Origin of the sequence: Pseudomonas sp. fls2-241-TYG-175 (assembly GCF_030209155.1) — a bacterium.
Classification (GTDB): domain Bacteria; phylum Pseudomonadota; class Gammaproteobacteria; order Pseudomonadales; family Pseudomonadaceae; genus Aquipseudomonas; species Aquipseudomonas viridiflava.
In genome coordinates this window covers 60,650-78,599 of record NZ_JARVSO010000037.1, presented here as the reverse complement: position 1 = coordinate 78,599, position 17,950 = coordinate 60,650, and the positions used below count along the sequence as shown (strand labels likewise).

The following is a 17,950-nucleotide window of genomic DNA, read 5'->3' as shown; positions in this document are numbered from 1 at the left end:
TGATCAGGCGTGCGGATTGCCTGCAGGCTTGGTCGGTGCGGCGTATTGCGGTTTGAGCTTGCCGTCGTTGTCGAGCAGCCAGGCGTCGAGAATTTCACGCACTACGGGGCCTGCCACACGACCACCCGCCTCGCCGTTTTCGATGGTCACCGAGACGACGATTTTCGGATGCTCTGCCGGGGCGAAACCGACGAACAGGGCGTTGTCCCGGTTGCGCTCCAGCGTTTTGAGGCGGTTGTAGCGCTCGCCCTGCTTGATCGCCACGACCTGGGCCGTGCCGCTCTTGCCCGCAATGCGGTATTGCGCACCCTTGGCCGCATCGCGCGCAATACCGCGCGGGTCGTGCATGACCATCTGCATGCCTTCGTTGACCTGCTCCCACTCACGCGGGTCGTGCAGCACGATGTTGGGCATCGGGTGCTCGTCCACCGGTGCCACATGGCCCACGTCCATCGCCAGGTGCGGACGGTGCCAGACGCCTTTGCTGGCGATCAGCGAGGTTGCCTGAGCCAGTTGCAACGGCGTGACCTGCATGTAGCCCTGGCCGATACCGAGAATCACGGTCTCGCCCGGGAACCAGGCCTGACGGCGTGTGGCACGCTTCCATTCGCGGGACGGCATCAGGCCCGCCGACTCTTCGAACATGTCCAGCGAGACCTTCTGGCCGATGCCGAACATGGTCATGTAGTCGTGCAGACGGTCGATGCCCAGCTTGTGTGCCAACGTGTAGAAATAGGTGTCGTTGGACCGCATGATCGCCGTGTCCATGTCCACCCAGCCGTCGCCGCTGTGGTTCCAGTTGCGGTACTTGTGATCGAAGTCCGGCAGCTGGAAATAACCGGGGTCGAAGACCTTGGTCGAGGCATTGACCACCCCGCTGTCCAGCCCGGCAATCGCCACTTCCGGCTTGACCGTCGAGCCCGGCGCATACAGACCGCGCAGTACGCGGTTAAACAGCGGCCGGTCGATGGAATCCCGCAGTGCGGCGTACTGCTTGAAGCTGATACCCGTCACAAACAGGTTGGGGTCGAAACTGGGCTTGCTGACCATCGCCAGCACCTCGCCCGTCTCGGGATCCAGCGCCACCACCGAACCACGACGATCACCCAGCGCTTTCTCGGCAGCCTCCTGCAGATGCACGTCGAGACTCAGGGTGATGTTCTTGCCCGGTACCGGATCAGTGTGCTTCAGAACGCGCAACACACGGCCCTGGGCATTGGTTTCGACTTCTTCGTAGCCTACGTGGCCATGCAGTTCGGACTCGTAGAACCGCTCGATCCCGGTCTTGCCGATGGATTGCGTGCCGCGATACTCGTTGTCCAGTTGCGAGGCTTCTTTCTCGTTGATACGTCCGACGTAGCCAATGGAATGGGCAAAGTGGTCACCCAGCGGATAGTGACGCACGAACTGCGCTGCGACATCGACGCCCGGCAGCAGGTACTGATTGACGGCGAGAATGGCGATCTGCTCTTCGGTCAATTCGTACAGCAGCGTCGCAGGCTCGAACGGATGACGAACCTGTTTCAGTTCCTTGTCGAACAGGATGCGGTCTTCATCGGGCAGTTCCAGCAGGGTCATCAGTTCATCGATGACCTTGTGCCAGTCACCGGCGCGCTCGCGGGTCAGGGTCAGGTTGAAGCTGGGGCGGTTGTCGGCCAGGACCTCACCATTGCGGTCGTAGATCAGCCCGCGCTCGGGCGGGATCGGCAACACGTGCACCCGGTTGTTTTCGGAAATGGTCGAGTGGTATTCGAATTCGGTGACCTGCAGGAAATACATCCGTGCGATCAGGGAGCCAGCCAGTACGGCGACCAGTATGGCGCAGGCAATCAGGCGCTGATTGACCAGTCGCGTCTCTTTTTCATGGTCCTTTAAAGGAATCGGTTCGGGCATTTCTACAGCTTCTCGGTAAAAGTCACGATACAACGGAACATGTAAATGAATGTTTCGGCGCGCACCATACCAAGAAGTAGTGATTGCAGGGGGCCGACCTGACTGTCACTGGATGAAAATTCTGTCAGCGAAGCGTCATGCAGGCTCGGCCTGTGCGTGCGTATCGGCCCGTTCCGACGCAGCACGTGCCTGCATGATCCGTGGCAGGTTCGTCTCGACCCAGACCGCCAGCGTCTCGACCTGCAACGCCACTTCCTCCCCCATCGCAGTCAGCCTGTACTCGACATGGGGCGGCACTACCGGCAGCGCCCTGCGATCGACAAACCCGTCGTGTTCCAGCTGTTGCAGGGTCTGCGCAAGCATCTTTTCACTGACTCCGCCGATCTTGCGCCGCACTTCACTGAAGCGATGCATGCCACCGCGTAGCACGATCAGCACCAGCACACCCCAACGGCCGCACACGTGGTTAAGGATGATGCGGGACGGACAGTCACTTGCCAGCACTTGCCCCTGACGGATAGTCGCCAACAGGGACTCGCCAGCACTGACTGCGGTTTGGGTATCTGAATCGTGCATGGCACTTACCTTTTCGTACGTACTTACGAAAGGTAAGCACTGTCGCTATGCTCGCCTTTCTTTCGAACCAATACAAGGACACTCTCCATGATCGTTGTCACTGCTGCCACCGGCCAACTGGGTCGCCTCGTGATTGAACAACTGCTCGAAACCGTTCCTGCGAACGAAATCGTCGCGGCGGTACGCAGCCCGGAAAAGGCCGCTGACCTCGCGGCGCTGGGCGTGCATGTCCGCCATGGCGATTATTCGCAACCCGCGACGCTGGACAGTGCATTCGCGGGCGCTGACAAAGTGCTGCTGATTTCCTCGAACGAAATAGGGCAACGCTTCCCCCAGCACCGCGCCGCCATTGATGCTGCCAAAAAGGCTGGCGTCAAATTGCTCGCCTACACCAGCGTTCTGCGTGCGGACACCTCGGCGCTGGGGCTGGCCGATGAACATGTCGAGACCGAAGCCTACCTGCGCGCCAGCGGCCTGCCGTTCACCCTGTTGCGCAATGGCTGGTACACCGAGAACTACGCCGCATCTATCCCCGGCGCACTGGCTCATGACGCATTCATCGGCAGCGCCGACCAGGGCCGTATCAGCTCGGCCGCGCGTGTTGACTACGCTCAGGCCGCTGCGATTGTGCTGACGTCTAAAGACGATCAGTCAGGGCGTGTTTACGAACTGGCCGGTGATGAGACCTACACCTTGTCCGAATTCGCCGCCGAACTGTCAAAACAGAGCGGCAAGGACGTGCCTTACGTGAATCTTTCGCAAGCTGACTTCGAAGCGGCGCTGGTCAAGGCAGGTTTGCCCGAGGTCTATGCCCATCTGTTTGCCGACTCGGACGTTGCCGCCTCCAAGGGCGCGCTGTTCGACGACACCCGCCAGCTGAGCCGTTTGATCGGCCGCCCAACTACACCGCTGTCCGTCACTATCGCCGAAGCCCTGAAAGGCTGATGCGGGAAAACCTGATCGAATGATTTTCACCGCTGAGGGTCCCAGTCTTTACGAGGCATAAAGCCATCGCATTACGACAAAGACTGGGAGTCTTTACATGAAAAGCAAATCGTTGATCGCCTGCATGACTCTGCTCGGCTGCTTCTCGGTCGCCACCCTGCCCGTTCACGCTGCCGATGCGCCCGAGCCGAAAGTGGCCGAGTCCAAGGACAATACCCACGAGCTTGAAATGGGTTCGCGCGTGCCCGAGAAGTACCGCCGCAGCGACTCCAGCATCAAGGACTGGAAAGCCAAGGGTCTGGAAGAGCCTGCCAAGGAAAGCGAGTGGGTACAGATCAACGACAAGTACGTGCGTTTCCAGAAGGTCAACGGACAGATCGTCGATATCGTACCGGTCAAGAAGTAAGCAGCAGGTGCACGGGAGCGGCCCAGCGTCGTTCCCGCTTCATCCGGTTCAATGGCCGTGCCTGGCCCAAATCAGCTACCCTCGGCAGACAAGAACATCAAGCCGAAGGGCCATCAGCATGACCACCCATCCTCTCAGCCCGTCTGACAGTACGCCGTTCTTCTGGCGTGACGAGCGCTTGCCGTTCATCGAAGCACGTTCGGTTCAGGACGGTCGCAAGGTGTGTTACGCACGTCATTCCCACGACATTTTCTCGATTGGCGCGATCACTCGCGGCCAAAGCACCTACCTGCACGAAAAAACCTCCCAGCGTGTGACTGCGGGAACCGTGGTGCTGATGAATCCGGGGGATGTGCATGCCTGCAATCCAATCGAGGATCAGCCGTGGTCATACCTGATGCTGTACGTCGACAGCGACTGGCTGGGTTCTGTCCAGGACGAACCCGGCGCGGCCTTTCGACCGCTGACACCGACCCACAGTCGCGACCCCGCGCTGTTCGCCGCACTGACGGCGCTGTATGAAACCCTCATCGATACGCAGGCCGATACGCTGCAGAAGCACTGCACGGCCGTGTCATTCTTCGCCCTCATGCACAAAACGCTGGGCGGCGAAGCAACCGTCGTCGAGCCGCGCTCACCCAAAGTGACCCGCGCAGCCGAGTACATCAACGAGCACTTCACCAAGGCCATCAGGCTGTCCGATATCTGCGAAGCAGCCAACTTATCGGCTTCCTACCTGATTCGCGCGTTCGAGCAGCGTTATCACATGACACCCCACGCCTACCTGCTTAATCGCCGCATTCAACACGCCCGCAACCGGTTGCGTGAAGGCCGACTGATCGCCGATGTGGCGCTGGAAACCGGCTTTGCCGATCAGGCGCACTTCCAGCGCGAGTTCAAAAAACACCTGGCTGCAACGCCCGGGCAGTACCGTTTCTGAGCCACCGGGTTCAGACCACCAGATACAGGGCACACCCCGCCAGCATCAATGCCATGAGCCGGTTGAACACCCGTACGCCTCTGGCACTGCGCAGGTAATGGCTCAAAAAGCTGCCCGCATAAGCCCAGCAGCCCAAAGACAGGTAACACACGACGAAATAGATCGCTGCAAACTGGCCGATCAATAATGCCTCGCCATTGGCGACGAACACGCCCATGCCTGCTATGGATGCCAGCCACGCCTTGGGGTTGAGCCACTGCATGATCGCTCCGTGCAGCATCGATGGAGCCTTCCCCGACCCGGACACAGCCAGTTGGCCGTCGTCCATCGCCAGCCGCACAGCCATATACAGCAGAAACGCCACGCCCGCCGATTGAATGATCCGGGTCAGAAACGGCCATTCGCGCAAGGTTTCGTGCAGGCCGAAACCGATCAGCACCAGCAACAGGGTGAACCCCAGCGTCGCGCCCAGCACGTGGCGCATGCCGGACCAGAATCCATAATGTGCCCCGGTGCTCAGGGCAACGATATTCACCGGCCCCGGCGTGATGGACGACGCCAGCGCAAAGGCGGCCATGGAAATGAACAGGCTCATGAAAGCTCCTCGACCACGATCAGAAAGACCGGGCCAAGGTAAGCCGACCGAAACATGGGCGTATTGAAGGAAATTACCCTCCTTGACGTTCTCAAACGTAACCCGTGCATAGAACAAAACGATTGCTTTTTTGACCGTGTGGACTACAAATGCGATGTCATCACCTTGCAATCAACTTATCTCACTGCGAGTCCGCTACATGTCCCGACCTCTTGCGCTCGTCCTTGCCTGTCTGCTCTCTTCCACTGCGCATGCCGCCTGCCCGGCGACCACACCGGCTGATACGGGCCGATGGATCTATGAGAAACATCAGGACTTCTACATCAACGGCAAAGGCGCGGCGGACTATCTGTCCAAACCGCTATTGGGTCTGTTGAAGCGAGACTGGACGTGCCAGGGCCCCGGCGGGGATCAGTGCGCCATTACCGCCAATCCATGGACCGACGCGCAGGACGGCGACGTACAGAAACCCATCGAATGGAAGCTGGTCTCCAGCGAAGACAAACAGGCCGTGGTCGAGATGACCTACCTGCTGGGCTACAAGGATGCGCCGCAACAGGCGCCCGCGAGTCAGACGTCGCGCCTGCGACTGGTCAAGAACTCCAATGGCTGCTGGGCACTTGACGACCTGCAGGGCCCGCAGGAAGTCGCGCTGACGCAGACCTTGCAGGACTTCCCGTACGAAGGGGACTGATGGCTCTTGAAACAATAGGTCATTGTCTGTATCACAGTCTGCCGGATACCAAGAGCGAGCTACATGAATACCTTTGAGCAGTCGATTATTGAAGCGGCGCAGGATGCCACGCCCAATAACACTGATGCCGAACGCGAAGCCGCGAGGATTGCGGCGACACGAGCAGTGGCCGACATCATGTCCAGCATGAGCGGACTGAAACGCACCCTGGCGCTGGCAGAGCTGCTCGATTCCTATTCGGAGCAGGACGATGAGGACGAAGATTAGGTGCATCGATTTATTTATCGCCTGGCCTAAAGCAACCCGCCATCAGCGCCGATAGACTGTCAGCAGTGTGATAAACCCTCTTCAATCAGTGCGCTCGGATGCGACCTACAGGAATGCATTCGTGCACATCGAGCAGCTCAAAGACATTCAGGCTTATGTACAGCGCACCGCTGACGACCTTGAGCGCGTTTCGCGCAACATGTCCGGCCACCTCGCCTACCTGCAGAACAATTCACGGTCGAATGAGGCTCAGGCGGTCAGCGAGCAGATCCAAGGCCTGAAGGCGTCCGTCATGGACCTGCGGGGCGTTTTCAGCTAGTCATCCTTCGCCTGAGACAGCGGTCGCGCCACTTCTTCCAGCGATTTGCGTTCGGCCGCCGTGCCCCAGATCGACTGCACGAACGCCGCCAACAGCATCAACCCCGCCCCGATGAGATAACCGATCAGCACATTGCTGCGGTCGTGCGTTTCGATCAGCTCACCAAATAATGTCGGCCCGATGATTCCGCCCAGTCCCGTGCCAAAGGCGTAGAACACGGCAATCGCCAGCGCGCGTATTTCCAGCGGGAAGGTTTCGGCGACGGTCAGGTACGCCGAGCTGGCGGCGGCCGACGCGAAGAAGAAAATCACCATCCAGGCGATGGCCTGCTGGGTGACGTCCAGCAGGCCCTGCTGAAACAGATAGCCGCTGATCGCCAGCAGGACGCCCGACAGTCCGTAGGTCAGGCTGATCATGATCCGCCGTCCGACCACATCGAACAGCCGACCCAGCAACAATGGCCCGCAAAAGTTGCCCAGTGCCAGTGGCAGCACGTACCAGCCGACGCGCTCGGAGGGCACATCATAGAAATCGGTGAGCACCAGCGCGTAGGTGAAGAAGATCGCGTTATAGAAAAACGCCTGAGCCGTGAGCAACGTCAGGCCGACCAGCGAGCGCTGACGGAACGACACGAACAGCGTGTGGAAGATCTCGCCCAGTGGCGTGTGGTCGCGGGCATGCAATCGCAACGGCTTGCCTTCGATGGCTGGCAGCACATGTCCGCGGCGCTGCATATCGGCTTCGATCTGCTCGACGATCTTGCGTGCTTCCTCCGAGCGGCCATGAATCATCAGCCAGCGCGGACTCTCCGGCAGCCACAGGCGCATCAGCATGATGAACAGGCCAAGCACTGCGCCGATGCCAAAGCACAACCTCCAGCCCAGTTCGGCGCCGACCCACTGCGGGTCCAGCAACACGATGGAGCCGACCGCACCCAATGCGGCGCCCAGCCAGAAGGTGCCATTGATGGTCAGGTCCACCCAGCCGCGATAACGCGCCGGGGTGAACTCCTGAATGGTCGAGTTGATGGCGGTGTATTCACCACCGATGCCCATGCCGGTCAAAAACCGGAACAGCATGAAGCTCCAGACACTGAACGAGAATGCCGTGGCGAAAGTGGCGCTGATATAAAGCGCCAATGTGATGAAGAACAGCTTGCGCCGCCCCAGACGGTCGGTCAGCCAGCCGAAGAACAAGGCCCCCAGCACCGCCCCGGCGATGTAGGCGGCGCCTGCCAGACCGATCTCGCTGTTGCTGAGGTTCAGTACCGGACTGGCCTTCAACGCGCCAGCGACCGAGCCGGCCAGCGTGACTTCCAGGCCGTCAAGCAGCCAGGTGATGCCCAGCGCTATGACCAGCAGCGTGTGAAAACGTCCCCAGGGCAATCGATCCAGTCGAGCAGGCAAATCTGTCTCGAACACCTTGCCCTTTTCCGGCGTCTGGATCGTTGTCATCTCGGGATTCCTTCACGACGGACCTGAATGTCAGGATTGAGAGCCGCGCCCGAGACCCTAAGTTCAGCTGATCCAGAACCACAACAGCGTCAGGTTGGCAGCAGAGATCAGACCAAACAGGCCCCAGGCCGCGATCTGTACCAGCCGCCCGTTGACGAAAGGCCCCATTAAACTTTTGTCACTCGTGAACCGGATCAGCGGCCACAGGGCAAAAGGCAGTTGCAGACTCAGCACCACCTGACTGAGCACCAGCATCTGCCCCACCGAGCTGTCACCCAGCAAGACCACACCGATCAGCGCGGGAATCAGGGCCAGCGCACGGGTGATCAGACGCCGCTGCCAGCAGGGAATCTTCGCCTGCAGAAAACCTTCGAGCACGACCTGTCCGGCGATGGTGCCGGTAAAGGTCGAACTCTGCCCCGCTGCCAACAAAGCTACGCCGAACAGCACGCTGGCAATCGCGCCGCCCACCAGTGGATCGAGCAGGTGGTAGGCGTCCTGGATCTCGACCACATCGGTATGGCCGGTCTTGTGGAAAGCGGCGGCAGCCAGAATCAGGATCGCAGCGTTAATGAGCAGTGCGAGGCTCAGCGAACCGATGGTGTCCAGGCGGGCGTAACGGATGGCGGTGGCCTTGCTCGCCAGATCAGAACCGTTGACGCGTGTCTGCACCACAGATGAGTGCAGGTACAGGTTATGCGGCATCACCGTCGCACCAAGAATACCGATGGCGATGTACAGCGGCTCCTGGCTGCTCAGCACATCCCAACTGGGTTTGAGACCTGCTGCCACGTCCGGCCAGAACGGTTTGATCAGGATCAGCTCTACAGCAAAGCATGCGGCGATGGTCGCGATCAGCCCGAGTACGATGGCTTCGAGGCGACGAAAATTGGCGCCCTGCAAAGCGAGCACGATCAGCGTGTCGAACGCCGTCAGGCCGACACCCACGGTGATCGATACGCCCAGCAGCAGATGAAACGCCAGCGCGGCCCCCAGCACCTCGGCCAGATCCGTGGCAATGATCGACAGCTCTGCCAACAGCCATTGCCCCTTGGCGACGTTGCGGCTGTAACGCGCCGCAGACAGTTGCGCCAGATCCCGGCCCGTGGCAATGCCCAGACGCGAACACAGGTTTTGCAGCACCATGCCGGAAAGGCTCGCCAGCACCACCACGAACAGCAGTGAATAACCGAAGCGCGACCCTGCTTCAATGGCTGTGGCCCAATTGCCGGGGTCCATATAGCCGATCGATACCAGCAAGCCGGGGCCGATGAACATCATCATCTTGCGCAGCGGCGAAGCATTGGCCGGGATGGCGACACTGTCGGTGGTCGCCGAAGGGCAAAACGGCGCTGTCGCCGTAGTAGGCAGTTTGTACGTCACGAGAGTCCGGGAAGGCAAAAAATCGATGCGCCTATCCTAAGGTTTTGTTACACATCTTGATACATGAGTGGCCGGTAACGGTCGGTTCCCGTCGTTTCATATGCCGTTGATCATGCATTCAAGGCAAAATTAGCTGCTACTGGATTTGTAAAAAAATCTTTATCGCGCCTTCAGAAAAAATCGCGACTCTAAGTTTCAAAGCAATAATTCGCCAAAACCGGCACTAAAAACGCTTTATTTCGCAACTATTACCAAATGTAAAACCAGTACGATGGCGGTCCCTATCCTGCCGGACGGTCCAACGATGGCCTCTTCCAACTCAAACAATAATACGCACGCCGACCCAGCTCGCGCCGCCCTCATCTCGGCCCGGATCGACCGATTGCCTGCGGTCGCCACCATCTGGAAACTGATTGCCCTGCTCTCCATCGGTGGCTTCTTCGAGCTTTATGACCTGTTCCAGACGGCCTACATCAGCCCCGGTCTGATTCGCGAAGGTATCTTTGCCACCGGCAGCCAGGGGCTGTTCGGCTTCTCCGATCAGGCAGCCTTCGCTTCGGCGACCTTTCTGGGGCTGTTCTTCGGCGCCAGTCTGGTCAGTCCAATCGCTGATCGTTTCGGCCGCCGCGCCATCTTCACCTGCGCGCTGATCTGGTACACCGTGGCGACTGTGATGATGGGCCTGCAGACCTCGGCAATGGGCGTGATCGGCATGCGCTTTCTGGTCGGCATCGGCCTGGGTGTTGAACTGGTCACTATTGATGCCTACCTGTCGGAACTGGTACCCAAACGCATACGCAGTTCGGCCTTCGCGTTTGCCTTCTCGATTCAATTTCTGGCCGTGCCCAGTGTGGCGTTGATGTCGTGGTGGCTGGTGCCGCAGGATCCGCTCGGTTATGCCGGCTGGCGCTGGGTGGTGATCAGCAGTGCGGTGTTTGCACTGTTTATCTGGTGGCTGCGTTCTTCGCTGCCTGAGTCGCCGCGCTGGCTGGCCCAGCATGGGCGCTTCGTCGAAGCCGAACGGGTCGTGGATGATCTGGAAGCGCGCTGCCTGAAGGATCACAAACAGCCGCTGGATCAGCCTGAGCCGCAAACCGTCGCAGTCGAGGGTAAGGGTCGCTTCGCCGATATGTGGCAGCCGCCATTCCGACGTCGCGCCTTGATGCTGATCGCCTTCCACATTTTCCAGGCCATCGGTTTCTTCGGTTTCGGCAACTGGCTGCCAGCGTTGTTATCGGGCCAGGGGGTAAGCGTGACCCACAGCCTGAGCTACGCCTTCGTGATTACGTTGGCGTATCCGCTGGGTCCGCTGCTGTTCGTGAAGTTTGCCAATCGGTTTGAAAACAAATGGCAGATTGTGGGTTCCGCCCTGAGTTCGATGATCTTCGGCACGCTGTTCGCGTTTCAGACCAGTGCAGCAGGGCTGATCTTCTGCGGCATCATGATCACCTTCAGCAACGCCTGGCTGAGTTTCAGTTATCACTCCTATCAGGGTGAGCTGTTTCCAACCAACATTCGTGCGCGTGCCGTGGGCTTCTGCTATTCGTTCAGCCGCCTGTCGACGGTTTTCAGCAGTCTGCTCATCGGGATATTTCTGGAGCATTTCGGCACACCGGGCGTTCTGGCGTTCATCGTCAGCAGCATGCTGATCGTGATCATCACCATCGGTGGTTTCGGCCCTCGTACCCGTAATCTGGCGCTGGAAAATATCGCCCATCGCTAGATCACGCAGACAGTGGGCTCAGGCCTGAGCCCACTCCACATCGGTCACGCCAAAGTGTTCTGCGTAGGGTTTGGAGACGCGGGGCACTTTCTCCAGACGGTATTTCGGGATACGCGCAAGGCCAGCATCAACACTCGCGTAATGCCAGGCCTCAACGTTATCCATATGTTCGGTTCGTATATAGAAACTCTTGAAAGAGCCGTTCATTAGATAATCGATTCGATAGTGTTTGGGCAGTGCCATTGAAAGCCTGATCCTTTTTCAGTGGTGGCTTGAGTAACAGGTGACCCAAGTCACTATGAAAAAATTCAGTCTTTTTCAACGTTCAGCGACCAATAACACGCGTCACGGTATATCAGCGGATCCCCAGTCGTTTCGAAAGCCGGTTGAGATTGGCGCGATCTACCGATAACTCGCGGGCAACTTCGGTCCATCGTCCCTGATGTCGATCAAGTGCATTGGCAATCAATGCACGTTGATAGGCATCCACCGCGGCCTTGAGCCCCTGCCCTTCGACTCCCGCGGCAACCTCCAGGGCTTGTGGTAACAGCGGCAAGCTATCGATCGCCTCATCCAGTCCCAGGGATTGAGGCTCGATGGTCAGAATACGCGGCCGCTGTGCATGGCCGGACAATGCCTTGAGCACGGCACGGCTGATCAGATGCTCAAGTTCTCTAACATTGCCGGGCCAGGCATGCGCCAGCAGCATCCGCTGCGCCTCGGGGTTAAGACGCAGGCTGCGCAACCCCATGCGCAGACGGTTCTCTTCAAGAAAGTATCCGGCCAGCAGCAACACGTCACGGCCCCGCTCGCGCAATGCCGGCACCTGCAACGGATACACGCTCAGGCGGTGATACAGATCGGCGCGAAACCGACCGGAGCGCACCTCTTCGGCCAGATTGCGGTTGGTGGCAGCGATAATGCGCACGTCCACACGATGTTCCTGATCCGAGCCAACCCGCTGCAACTGTCCGCTCTGCAGCACTCGCAGCAGCTTGGATTGCACGGAAAGCGGCAACTCGCCGACCTCATCGAGAAACAGCGTGCCGCCATCGGCCAGTTCGAACTTGCCACTGCGCCCGTTGACCGCGCCCGAGAACGCACCTTTGACGTGTCCGAACAGCTCACTCTCGACCAGCGTTTCCGGGAGTGCCGCGCAGTTGAGGCTGATCAGCGGCTTGTGAGCCCTGGGAGAATGCAAATGGATGGCCTCGGCCACCAGCTCCTTGCCGACGCCGGTTTCACCGGTCACCAGCACGGTGAGCGGGCTATTGGCGACCAGCTGGATTTCCTGCTGCAAGCGCTCCAGCACCTCACTCTGGCCAATCAGTTCGCGAGGCGCCCGACCGCCTGCAGCCCGCTTGTAGACCTCGACCAATTGCCGCTGATCCTCGACCCCACGCGACAGGTGTTGAATACGCTCGCTGGCCATGACCGTAGCGGCAGCCAGGCTGGCAAACGCCTGCAGATTATCCAGATCGACCTTGCCGAAGCTCGACGGGTCCAGAGAATCCAGCGTGATCAGCCCCCACGGCCGCTCCTGGAAGTGCAGCACGCAGCCAACGCAGTCGTGGACTTCCAGCGGGCCATGCCCCTCCACCAGACCGTCATAGGGGTCGGGCATCGGACAGTCGTAGGAGAAGCGTACCGGGACCGGGCTTTCCAGCAGTGCCTTGAAACGAGGATGTTCTTCGACCCGAAAGCGGCGACCCAACGTGTCAGGGCTAAGGCCATCCACCGCCAGCGGAATCAGCACACCCTCGTCCAGTCTGAGCAGCGCGGCGGCATCGCAGTGCAACCACTGACGCAATGACTGCAACAAGCGTCGATACCGTTCCTCATCCGGCAGTTCACGGGACAGATCGGCAACCAGCGGCACCAGCGCACGCAGCAGTGGATGGGTCATCATGACTCCAGAACAGTGAAAGCGAAGGTGTCATTATGACCCGATTTGCTATCACCCCGACACCTGTCTCAGCGGCCTTACATGCGTGCTTCCGATGCCGCCAGCGTCGTATCGAGAGTGAGACATATATTCCGTTCAATACCCCGCCGTCACGGGCGTTTATAGTGTTCAAATAACGGGCACTGCCCGGTGAAGTGTAACTTCGATGAAACAATAGAGTCAGCGCTCTAATAGTTAAATAAAACGGGCATTTTCTGACGTCATGACGACGGCAATAAATTCCATTGTGTTTAATTTTATTCAAGAGGCGATTGTCCGTTTTCGTTCCATAGTGCGCTCACTTTCACAGGAGCCACCGTCCATGTCGGGAATTCAGGGAAGAGTTCTGCAAACCCACCCACCGCTGGTGGTCGATCTGGATGGGACACTGTTGCGTTCAGACTTGCTGTTTGAAACCGCCATGGCATTCATCCGGCAACATCCACTACAGGTGTTCAAATTATTGCTCTGGCTGTTACAGGGCAAAGCCTCCCTCAAGCGCGGGCTCGCGCTGGCCACCCGGCTCGACATCGCCCTGCTGCCTTACGACGCGGAGGTCATCGAGTACATTGAGGTGCAGCGCAACACAGGAAGACTGATCGTCCTTGCGACCGCTGCTCACGAAACACTGGCCACACGAATTGCCGGGCACCTCAATCTGTTCGATCAGGTGTGGGCGTCCGATGGCGAGACCAACCTGTCGGCCCATCGCAAGCGTGACCTGCTGATCGATCACTACGGTCAGAGCGGCTTCGACTACATCGGCAATTCCACGGACGATCTGTGCATCTGGGCGGCAGCGCGAAAAGCCATCGTTGCCAATCCGCACGCTGGCGTACAGCGGCGGGCGCAGGCGCAGGGCAATGTCGATCAAGTGCTCAATGCGGGCGCAGCAAGCCTCGGGGACTGGCGCAAGGCGCTGCGCCTGCATCAATGGCTCAAGAACGCACTGATCTTCGTGCCGCTGCTGGCGGCCCATCAGATTCAGCAAACGCAGCAGGTGATTGATGGCCTGCTGGCGTTTCTGTTCTTCGGCCTGTGTGCGTCGAGCGTGTACGTGCTCAACGATTTGCTGGATCTGGCGGATGATCGTCACCATCGCAGCAAACGCAATCGCCCGTTTGCCAGCGGCCGTCTGCCCATCAAGTCGGGGCTGATTGCCGTACCGACCTTATTGCTGCTGGCCTTCGCGGGTGCTGCGGTGTTCCTGCCGTGGCAGTTTTCGGCCGTGCTGGGCGCTTATTACCTGTTGACGCTGGTGTACTCGCTGTACCTGAAGCGGCACATGGCAGTGGACGTCATCGTGCTCGCGATGCTCTACACCACACGCATTCTCGCAGGCGCGGCAGCGTTCCATCTGCCACTGACGTTCTGGATTCTGGCGTTCTCCATGTTTCTGTTCCTGAGCCTGGCGCTGGTCAAGCGCTACGCTGAACTGCGGGAAGCGCGGGTGCGCGAGGTGGAAGGCAAGACTCGCGGCCGTGGTTACTACCCCGGCGACCTGGACATGATCGCTTCCCTCGGCGCGTCCTCCGGCAATCTCGCGGTGATGGTTCTGGCCCTTTACATCCACGAAGGCGCCACCGTCGCGCTCTATCAGCACCCGCATGTCATCTGGCTGGCGTGTCCGTTGCTGCTGTTCTGGATCACCCGCATCTGGATGCTCACCCATCGCGGACTGATGAACGATGACCCCGTGGTCTTCGCCATTCGCGACCGCATCAGCCAGGGGATCGGTGGGCTGTTCCTGCTGGTGTTCTGGATTGCCGCATGACAGTGCCTCTCTATCCGTGGGGTCGGTATCCCCAGGTCGCGCAGCAGGGCCACGCATGCACGTGGATCGATGACCTGCCACGGCACCTGACGGCCACACTGGACCGGCATGAAACCAGCCTGCCGTTTGGGAATGGCCGCAGCTACGGCGACAGCTGCCTGGCCAGCAGCGGCCATGTGCTGCACATGCATCGGCTGGACCGGTTCATCGCTGCCAACTGGAAAACCGGCATCGTCCGCGTCGAAGCAGGCATGACCCTGGCTCAACTGCTCGCGGCGGCCATTGCGCACGGCTGGTTTCTGCCGGTCACACCGGGCACCCAGTTCGTTACCGTGGGCGGCGCGATTGCCAACGATGTGCACGGCAAGAACCACCATCTGCGCGGCACGTTCGGCTGCCATACCCTGCGCTTCGGCCTGCTGCGTCAGGGTGAGCAGGCGATGATCTGCTCGCCCGTGGAAAACCCGCTGTTGTATGCCGCCAGCATCGGCGGACTGGGGCTGACCGGGGTGATTCACTGGGCAGATATTCAGCTGATGCCGATCCGCACGAGTCAGATCGACAGCACGGTGGTGCGTTTCGCCAATCTTGGTGAGTTCTTCGCCCTCTCTCGGGAACTCGACTATCAGCATGAATACAGCGTCGCCTGGGTCGATTGTCTGGCGCGGGGCAGCAACAGCGGGCGCGGCGTATACATCGTGGGCGACCATGCACGCTTCGGCTCGCTTGAGGTCGAGCGGCGCAGCAAACTGAGCGTGCCGGTCACCCCGCCGCTGTCGTTGATCAATAACCTGTCGCTGCGCCTGTTCAATTCGCTGTACTGGCATGCCCACCCTGCCCGACCGACGCCGAAGCGCAGCGATTACGAGCCCTTTTTCTACCCGCTGGACCGCGTGCTGCACTGGAACCGGATCTATGGGCGCAGCGGCTTTCAGCAGTACCAGTGCGTGATCCCCGAACACTGTGCGCAGGACGCCATGCAGGCACTGCTCGATACCATCGCCGAGTCCGGTCAGGGCTCGTTTCTGGCGGTGCTCAAACGCTGCGGCGATATTGCCTCGCCGGGGTTGCTGTCGTTCCCGATGCCGGGCACCTCGCTGGCGCTGGATTTTCCGCAACACCGTGACCTTGCCGGCTCGCTGTTCCCGCGTCTGGACGCCATTGTCCATGACGCGGGCGGACGTCTGTATCCGGCCAAGGACGCCCACATGAACGGGAGCGATTTCCGCCAGGCCTACCCGGCCTGGGAGCGACTGGAAGCCCTGCGCGACCCATCCCTGATGTCCCGCTTCTGGAAACGAGTCTTGCCATGAAACGAATTCTGATCATCGGAGCTACCTCGGCCATTGCCCATGCCTGCGCCCGTCTCTGGGCTGCGCAAGGCTGCGATTTCTTTCTGGTGGCACGCAGTGCCGACAGGCTGCAAGTCACGGCGGCCGATCTTGAGGGGCGCGGCGCCAGGGCCGTCACCCTGCACGAAATGGATGCCACGCATTTTGCCGAGCACCCGAGGATGCTCGCCGACTGCCTCCAGGTACTCGGCCAGATCGATGTGGTACTGATCGCCCATGGCACCCTGCCTGACCAGCGAGCCTGCGAGCAGGATGTCGGGCTGGCCCTGCAGGAGTTCATCACCAACAGCGCGTCGGTGATCGCGCTGTTGACCCTGCTTGCCCAGCATTTCGAGCTCCAGCGTTGCGGCACACTGGCGGTCATCTCGTCGGTCGCAGGTGAACGGGGCCGCCCTTCCAATTACCTGTATGGGGCGGCCAAGGCTGCGGTCTCGACCTTTTGCGACGGTCTGCAGGCGCGCCTGTTCAAGATCGGCGTGCATGTGCTGACCATCAAACCCGGTTTTGTCGATACGCCGATGACTCAGGGCCTGTCGTTGCCAGCGGCATTGCTCGCGCAGCCGGAACAGGTCGCCGAACGGATCGTCAACGGTATCGCGCGCCAGTCCACCAGCCTGTATGCGCCCGGATTCTGGGCGCTGATCATGCTGGTGATCCGCTCGATTCCGCAGCCGCTGTTCAAGAGGCTGAACCTGTGACGGCCGCGCCCTGGCTGTCCGGCTGGCGCTACCGGGCCGTGGTGCTGTCGGTCATCGGCTCGGCGCTGGGCTATCTGGCTTTTTGTCTGTGGGGCGGCTGGCACGAGGTAGCGCAGGCCGCAGCAAGGGTTGGCGCGATGGGCATCGCCCTTGCGCTGTTGATGTCGGCCGTCAATTACGGGCTGCGTTTCGTGCGCTGGCAGCTCTACCTTCGCGTGCTCGGCCATCCGCTGCCCTGGCGTCCCAGCCTCGGTGCCTATCTCGCCGGATTCGCCCTGACCACCACGCCGGGTAAAGCGGGAGAAGCGTTGCGCGGGGTTCTGCTCAAGCCGCTGGGCGTGCCCTACCCGAAGAGTTTTGCGGCGTTTGTCAGTGAGCGTCTGTCCGACCTGCTGGCGATTGCCCTGCTGACGCTGTTCGGCCTGTCCTGGTATCCGTCCGCGCAACCGATGATCGCGATGGGTCTGGTTCTGGTGCTACTGGGCTTGCTGGTCCTTTCCCAGCGGCGCTTGCTGGAATGGCTGCGCGGGATGATTCCGGTAACAGCGATTCGATTGCCGACACTGTTCAGGCACCTGTTCGACGTGCTGCTGGCCGCTCGCCAATGCCATCGGCTGGATGTGTTGCTGGGTGCCAGCCTGCTCAGCCTGATCGCCTGGAGTGCCGAGGCGCTGGCGTTTCATTGGGTGCTCGGCTGGATGGGCGCAGAGATTCCACTGACCTTCGCGGTGTTCACCTATGCACTGGCGATGCTCGCCGGTGCCCTGAGCTTCATGCCCGGCGGGCTGGGCGGTGCCGAGGCGGTGATGATCGGGCTGCTGATGTTCAAGGGCATGCCGGCTGCCGACGCGATTGCCGCCACCATCCTGATTCGTCTCGCGACCTTGTGGTTTGCAGTCGCGATTGGCGCGGTGATGCTGGGACGGTTCAGGGATTCGACAAGCTATAGCCGCTGAACAACGCCGTGGGAGGCCCCACCACGCCTT

The 17,950-nt window shown here is 60.2% G+C and carries 18 protein-coding genes; 11 read left to right on the top strand and 7 right to left on the bottom strand.

Going from position 1 to position 17,950, the window contains the following annotated elements; genetic code table 11:
- Positions 1–3 precede the first annotated feature (3 nt).
- Both mrdA and QRN20_RS22145 read right to left on the bottom strand, forming a co-directional pair.
- Positions 4–1,893 carry a penicillin-binding protein 2 gene (gene mrdA, locus QRN20_RS22150; protein ID WP_025996107.1) on the bottom strand — a complete coding sequence of 630 codons (1,890 nt, stop codon included), beginning with the start codon at positions 1,891–1,893 and terminating at the stop codon, positions 4–6.
- A gap of 135 nt (positions 1,894–2,028) precedes the next feature.
- The gene (locus QRN20_RS22145; protein WP_029242741.1) at positions 2,029–2,469 is read right to left on the bottom strand and encodes a winged helix-turn-helix transcriptional regulator; all 441 of its coding nucleotides are present in this window, start codon (positions 2,467–2,469) and stop codon (positions 2,029–2,031) included.
- Positions 2,470–2,556: 87 nt separating this feature from the next.
- Here QRN20_RS22145 and QRN20_RS22140 point away from each other — a divergent pair, with 87 nt between their 5' ends.
- From QRN20_RS22140 to QRN20_RS22130, 3 genes are all read left to right on the top strand, one after another.
- Positions 2,557–3,414, top strand: coding sequence for an SDR family oxidoreductase (locus QRN20_RS22140; RefSeq protein WP_043305898.1), 858 nt, complete (start codon positions 2,557–2,559; stop codon positions 3,412–3,414).
- Positions 3,415–3,511: 97 nt separating this feature from the next.
- Entirely contained in the window at positions 3,512–3,820 is a 309-nt protein-coding gene (locus QRN20_RS22135) for an RcnB family protein (protein ID WP_004885291.1), read from the top strand.
- A gap of 118 nt (positions 3,821–3,938) precedes the next feature.
- Positions 3,939–4,760 carry a helix-turn-helix transcriptional regulator gene (locus tag QRN20_RS22130; protein WP_122411977.1) on the top strand — a complete coding sequence of 274 codons (822 nt, stop codon included), beginning with the start codon at positions 3,939–3,941 and terminating at the stop codon, positions 4,758–4,760.
- 10 nt (positions 4,761–4,770) lie between these two features.
- Here QRN20_RS22130 and QRN20_RS22125 read toward each other — a convergent pair whose 3' ends face one another.
- Complete coding sequence (locus QRN20_RS22125; protein WP_058431754.1) at positions 4,771–5,355, bottom strand: LysE family translocator; 585 nt, start codon at positions 5,353–5,355, stop codon at positions 4,771–4,773.
- A gap of 199 nt (positions 5,356–5,554) precedes the next feature.
- Between QRN20_RS22125 and QRN20_RS22120 the strand changes: the two genes are divergently transcribed.
- From QRN20_RS22120 to QRN20_RS22110, 3 genes are all read left to right on the top strand, one after another.
- Positions 5,555–6,049 carry a DUF3828 domain-containing protein gene (locus QRN20_RS22120; RefSeq protein WP_122418824.1) on the top strand — a complete coding sequence of 165 codons (495 nt, stop codon included), beginning with the start codon at positions 5,555–5,557 and terminating at the stop codon, positions 6,047–6,049.
- A gap of 63 nt (positions 6,050–6,112) precedes the next feature.
- Positions 6,113–6,316 (top strand): hypothetical protein, encoded by a 204-nt coding sequence (locus tag QRN20_RS22115; RefSeq protein WP_043305894.1) that lies wholly within the window; start codon positions 6,113–6,115, stop codon positions 6,314–6,316.
- A gap of 121 nt (positions 6,317–6,437) precedes the next feature.
- The gene (locus tag QRN20_RS22110) at positions 6,438–6,635 is read left to right on the top strand and encodes a hypothetical protein (protein ID WP_004885282.1); all 198 of its coding nucleotides are present in this window, start codon (positions 6,438–6,440) and stop codon (positions 6,633–6,635) included.
- Here the strand turns inward: QRN20_RS22110 and QRN20_RS22105 are convergent.
- Together QRN20_RS22105 and QRN20_RS22100 are read right to left on the bottom strand one after the other, a co-directional pair.
- Positions 6,632–8,089 carry an MFS transporter gene (locus QRN20_RS22105; protein ID WP_088235439.1) on the bottom strand — a complete coding sequence of 486 codons (1,458 nt, stop codon included), beginning with the start codon at positions 8,087–8,089 and terminating at the stop codon, positions 6,632–6,634. The two genes, QRN20_RS22110 and QRN20_RS22105, sit on opposite strands and share 4 nt — an antisense overlap.
- Before the next feature lie 63 nt (positions 8,090–8,152).
- On the bottom strand, positions 8,153–9,460 hold the full coding sequence (locus tag QRN20_RS22100; RefSeq protein WP_163003509.1) for an Nramp family divalent metal transporter: 1,308 nt from the start codon (positions 9,458–9,460) through the stop codon (positions 8,153–8,155).
- 316 nt (positions 9,461–9,776) lie between these two features.
- On the opposite strand from QRN20_RS22100, the gene QRN20_RS22095 reads away from it, so the two are divergent.
- Complete coding sequence (locus QRN20_RS22095; protein ID WP_043305892.1) at positions 9,777–11,195, top strand: MFS transporter; 1,419 nt, start codon at positions 9,777–9,779, stop codon at positions 11,193–11,195.
- A gap of 18 nt (positions 11,196–11,213) precedes the next feature.
- Here the strand turns inward: QRN20_RS22095 and QRN20_RS22090 are convergent, their stop codons facing one another.
- Entirely contained in the window at positions 11,214–11,438 is a 225-nt protein-coding gene (locus tag QRN20_RS22090) for a DUF6555 family protein (protein WP_004885276.1), read from the bottom strand.
- Positions 11,439–11,550: 112 nt separating this feature from the next.
- The gene (norR, locus tag QRN20_RS22085; protein ID WP_240994208.1) at positions 11,551–13,104 is read right to left on the bottom strand and encodes a nitric oxide reductase transcriptional regulator NorR; all 1,554 of its coding nucleotides are present in this window, start codon (positions 13,102–13,104) and stop codon (positions 11,551–11,553) included.
- 358 nt (positions 13,105–13,462) lie between these two features.
- Between norR and QRN20_RS22080 the strand changes: the two genes are divergently transcribed.
- Genes QRN20_RS22080 through QRN20_RS22065 form a run of 4 tightly spaced genes read left to right on the top strand, consistent with a single transcriptional unit; the run spans position 13,463 to position 17,920 of the window.
- Positions 13,463–14,914 (top strand): UbiA family prenyltransferase, encoded by a 1,452-nt coding sequence (locus QRN20_RS22080; RefSeq protein ID WP_122559607.1) that lies wholly within the window; start codon positions 13,463–13,465, stop codon positions 14,912–14,914.
- Positions 14,911–16,227 carry an FAD-binding oxidoreductase gene (locus QRN20_RS22075; RefSeq protein ID WP_122559608.1) on the top strand — a complete coding sequence of 439 codons (1,317 nt, stop codon included), beginning with the start codon at positions 14,911–14,913 and terminating at the stop codon, positions 16,225–16,227. The genes QRN20_RS22080 and QRN20_RS22075 overlap by 4 nt, the downstream gene beginning before the upstream one ends.
- Positions 16,224–16,964 carry an SDR family oxidoreductase gene (locus tag QRN20_RS22070; protein ID WP_029242730.1) on the top strand — a complete coding sequence of 247 codons (741 nt, stop codon included), beginning with the start codon at positions 16,224–16,226 and terminating at the stop codon, positions 16,962–16,964. Before QRN20_RS22075 ends, QRN20_RS22070 begins: the two co-directional genes overlap by 4 nt.
- Positions 16,961–17,920 carry a lysylphosphatidylglycerol synthase transmembrane domain-containing protein gene (locus QRN20_RS22065; RefSeq protein ID WP_029242729.1) on the top strand — a complete coding sequence of 320 codons (960 nt, stop codon included), beginning with the start codon at positions 16,961–16,963 and terminating at the stop codon, positions 17,918–17,920. Before QRN20_RS22070 ends, QRN20_RS22065 begins: the two co-directional genes overlap by 4 nt.
- The last annotated feature ends 30 nt before the right edge of the window (positions 17,921–17,950 follow it).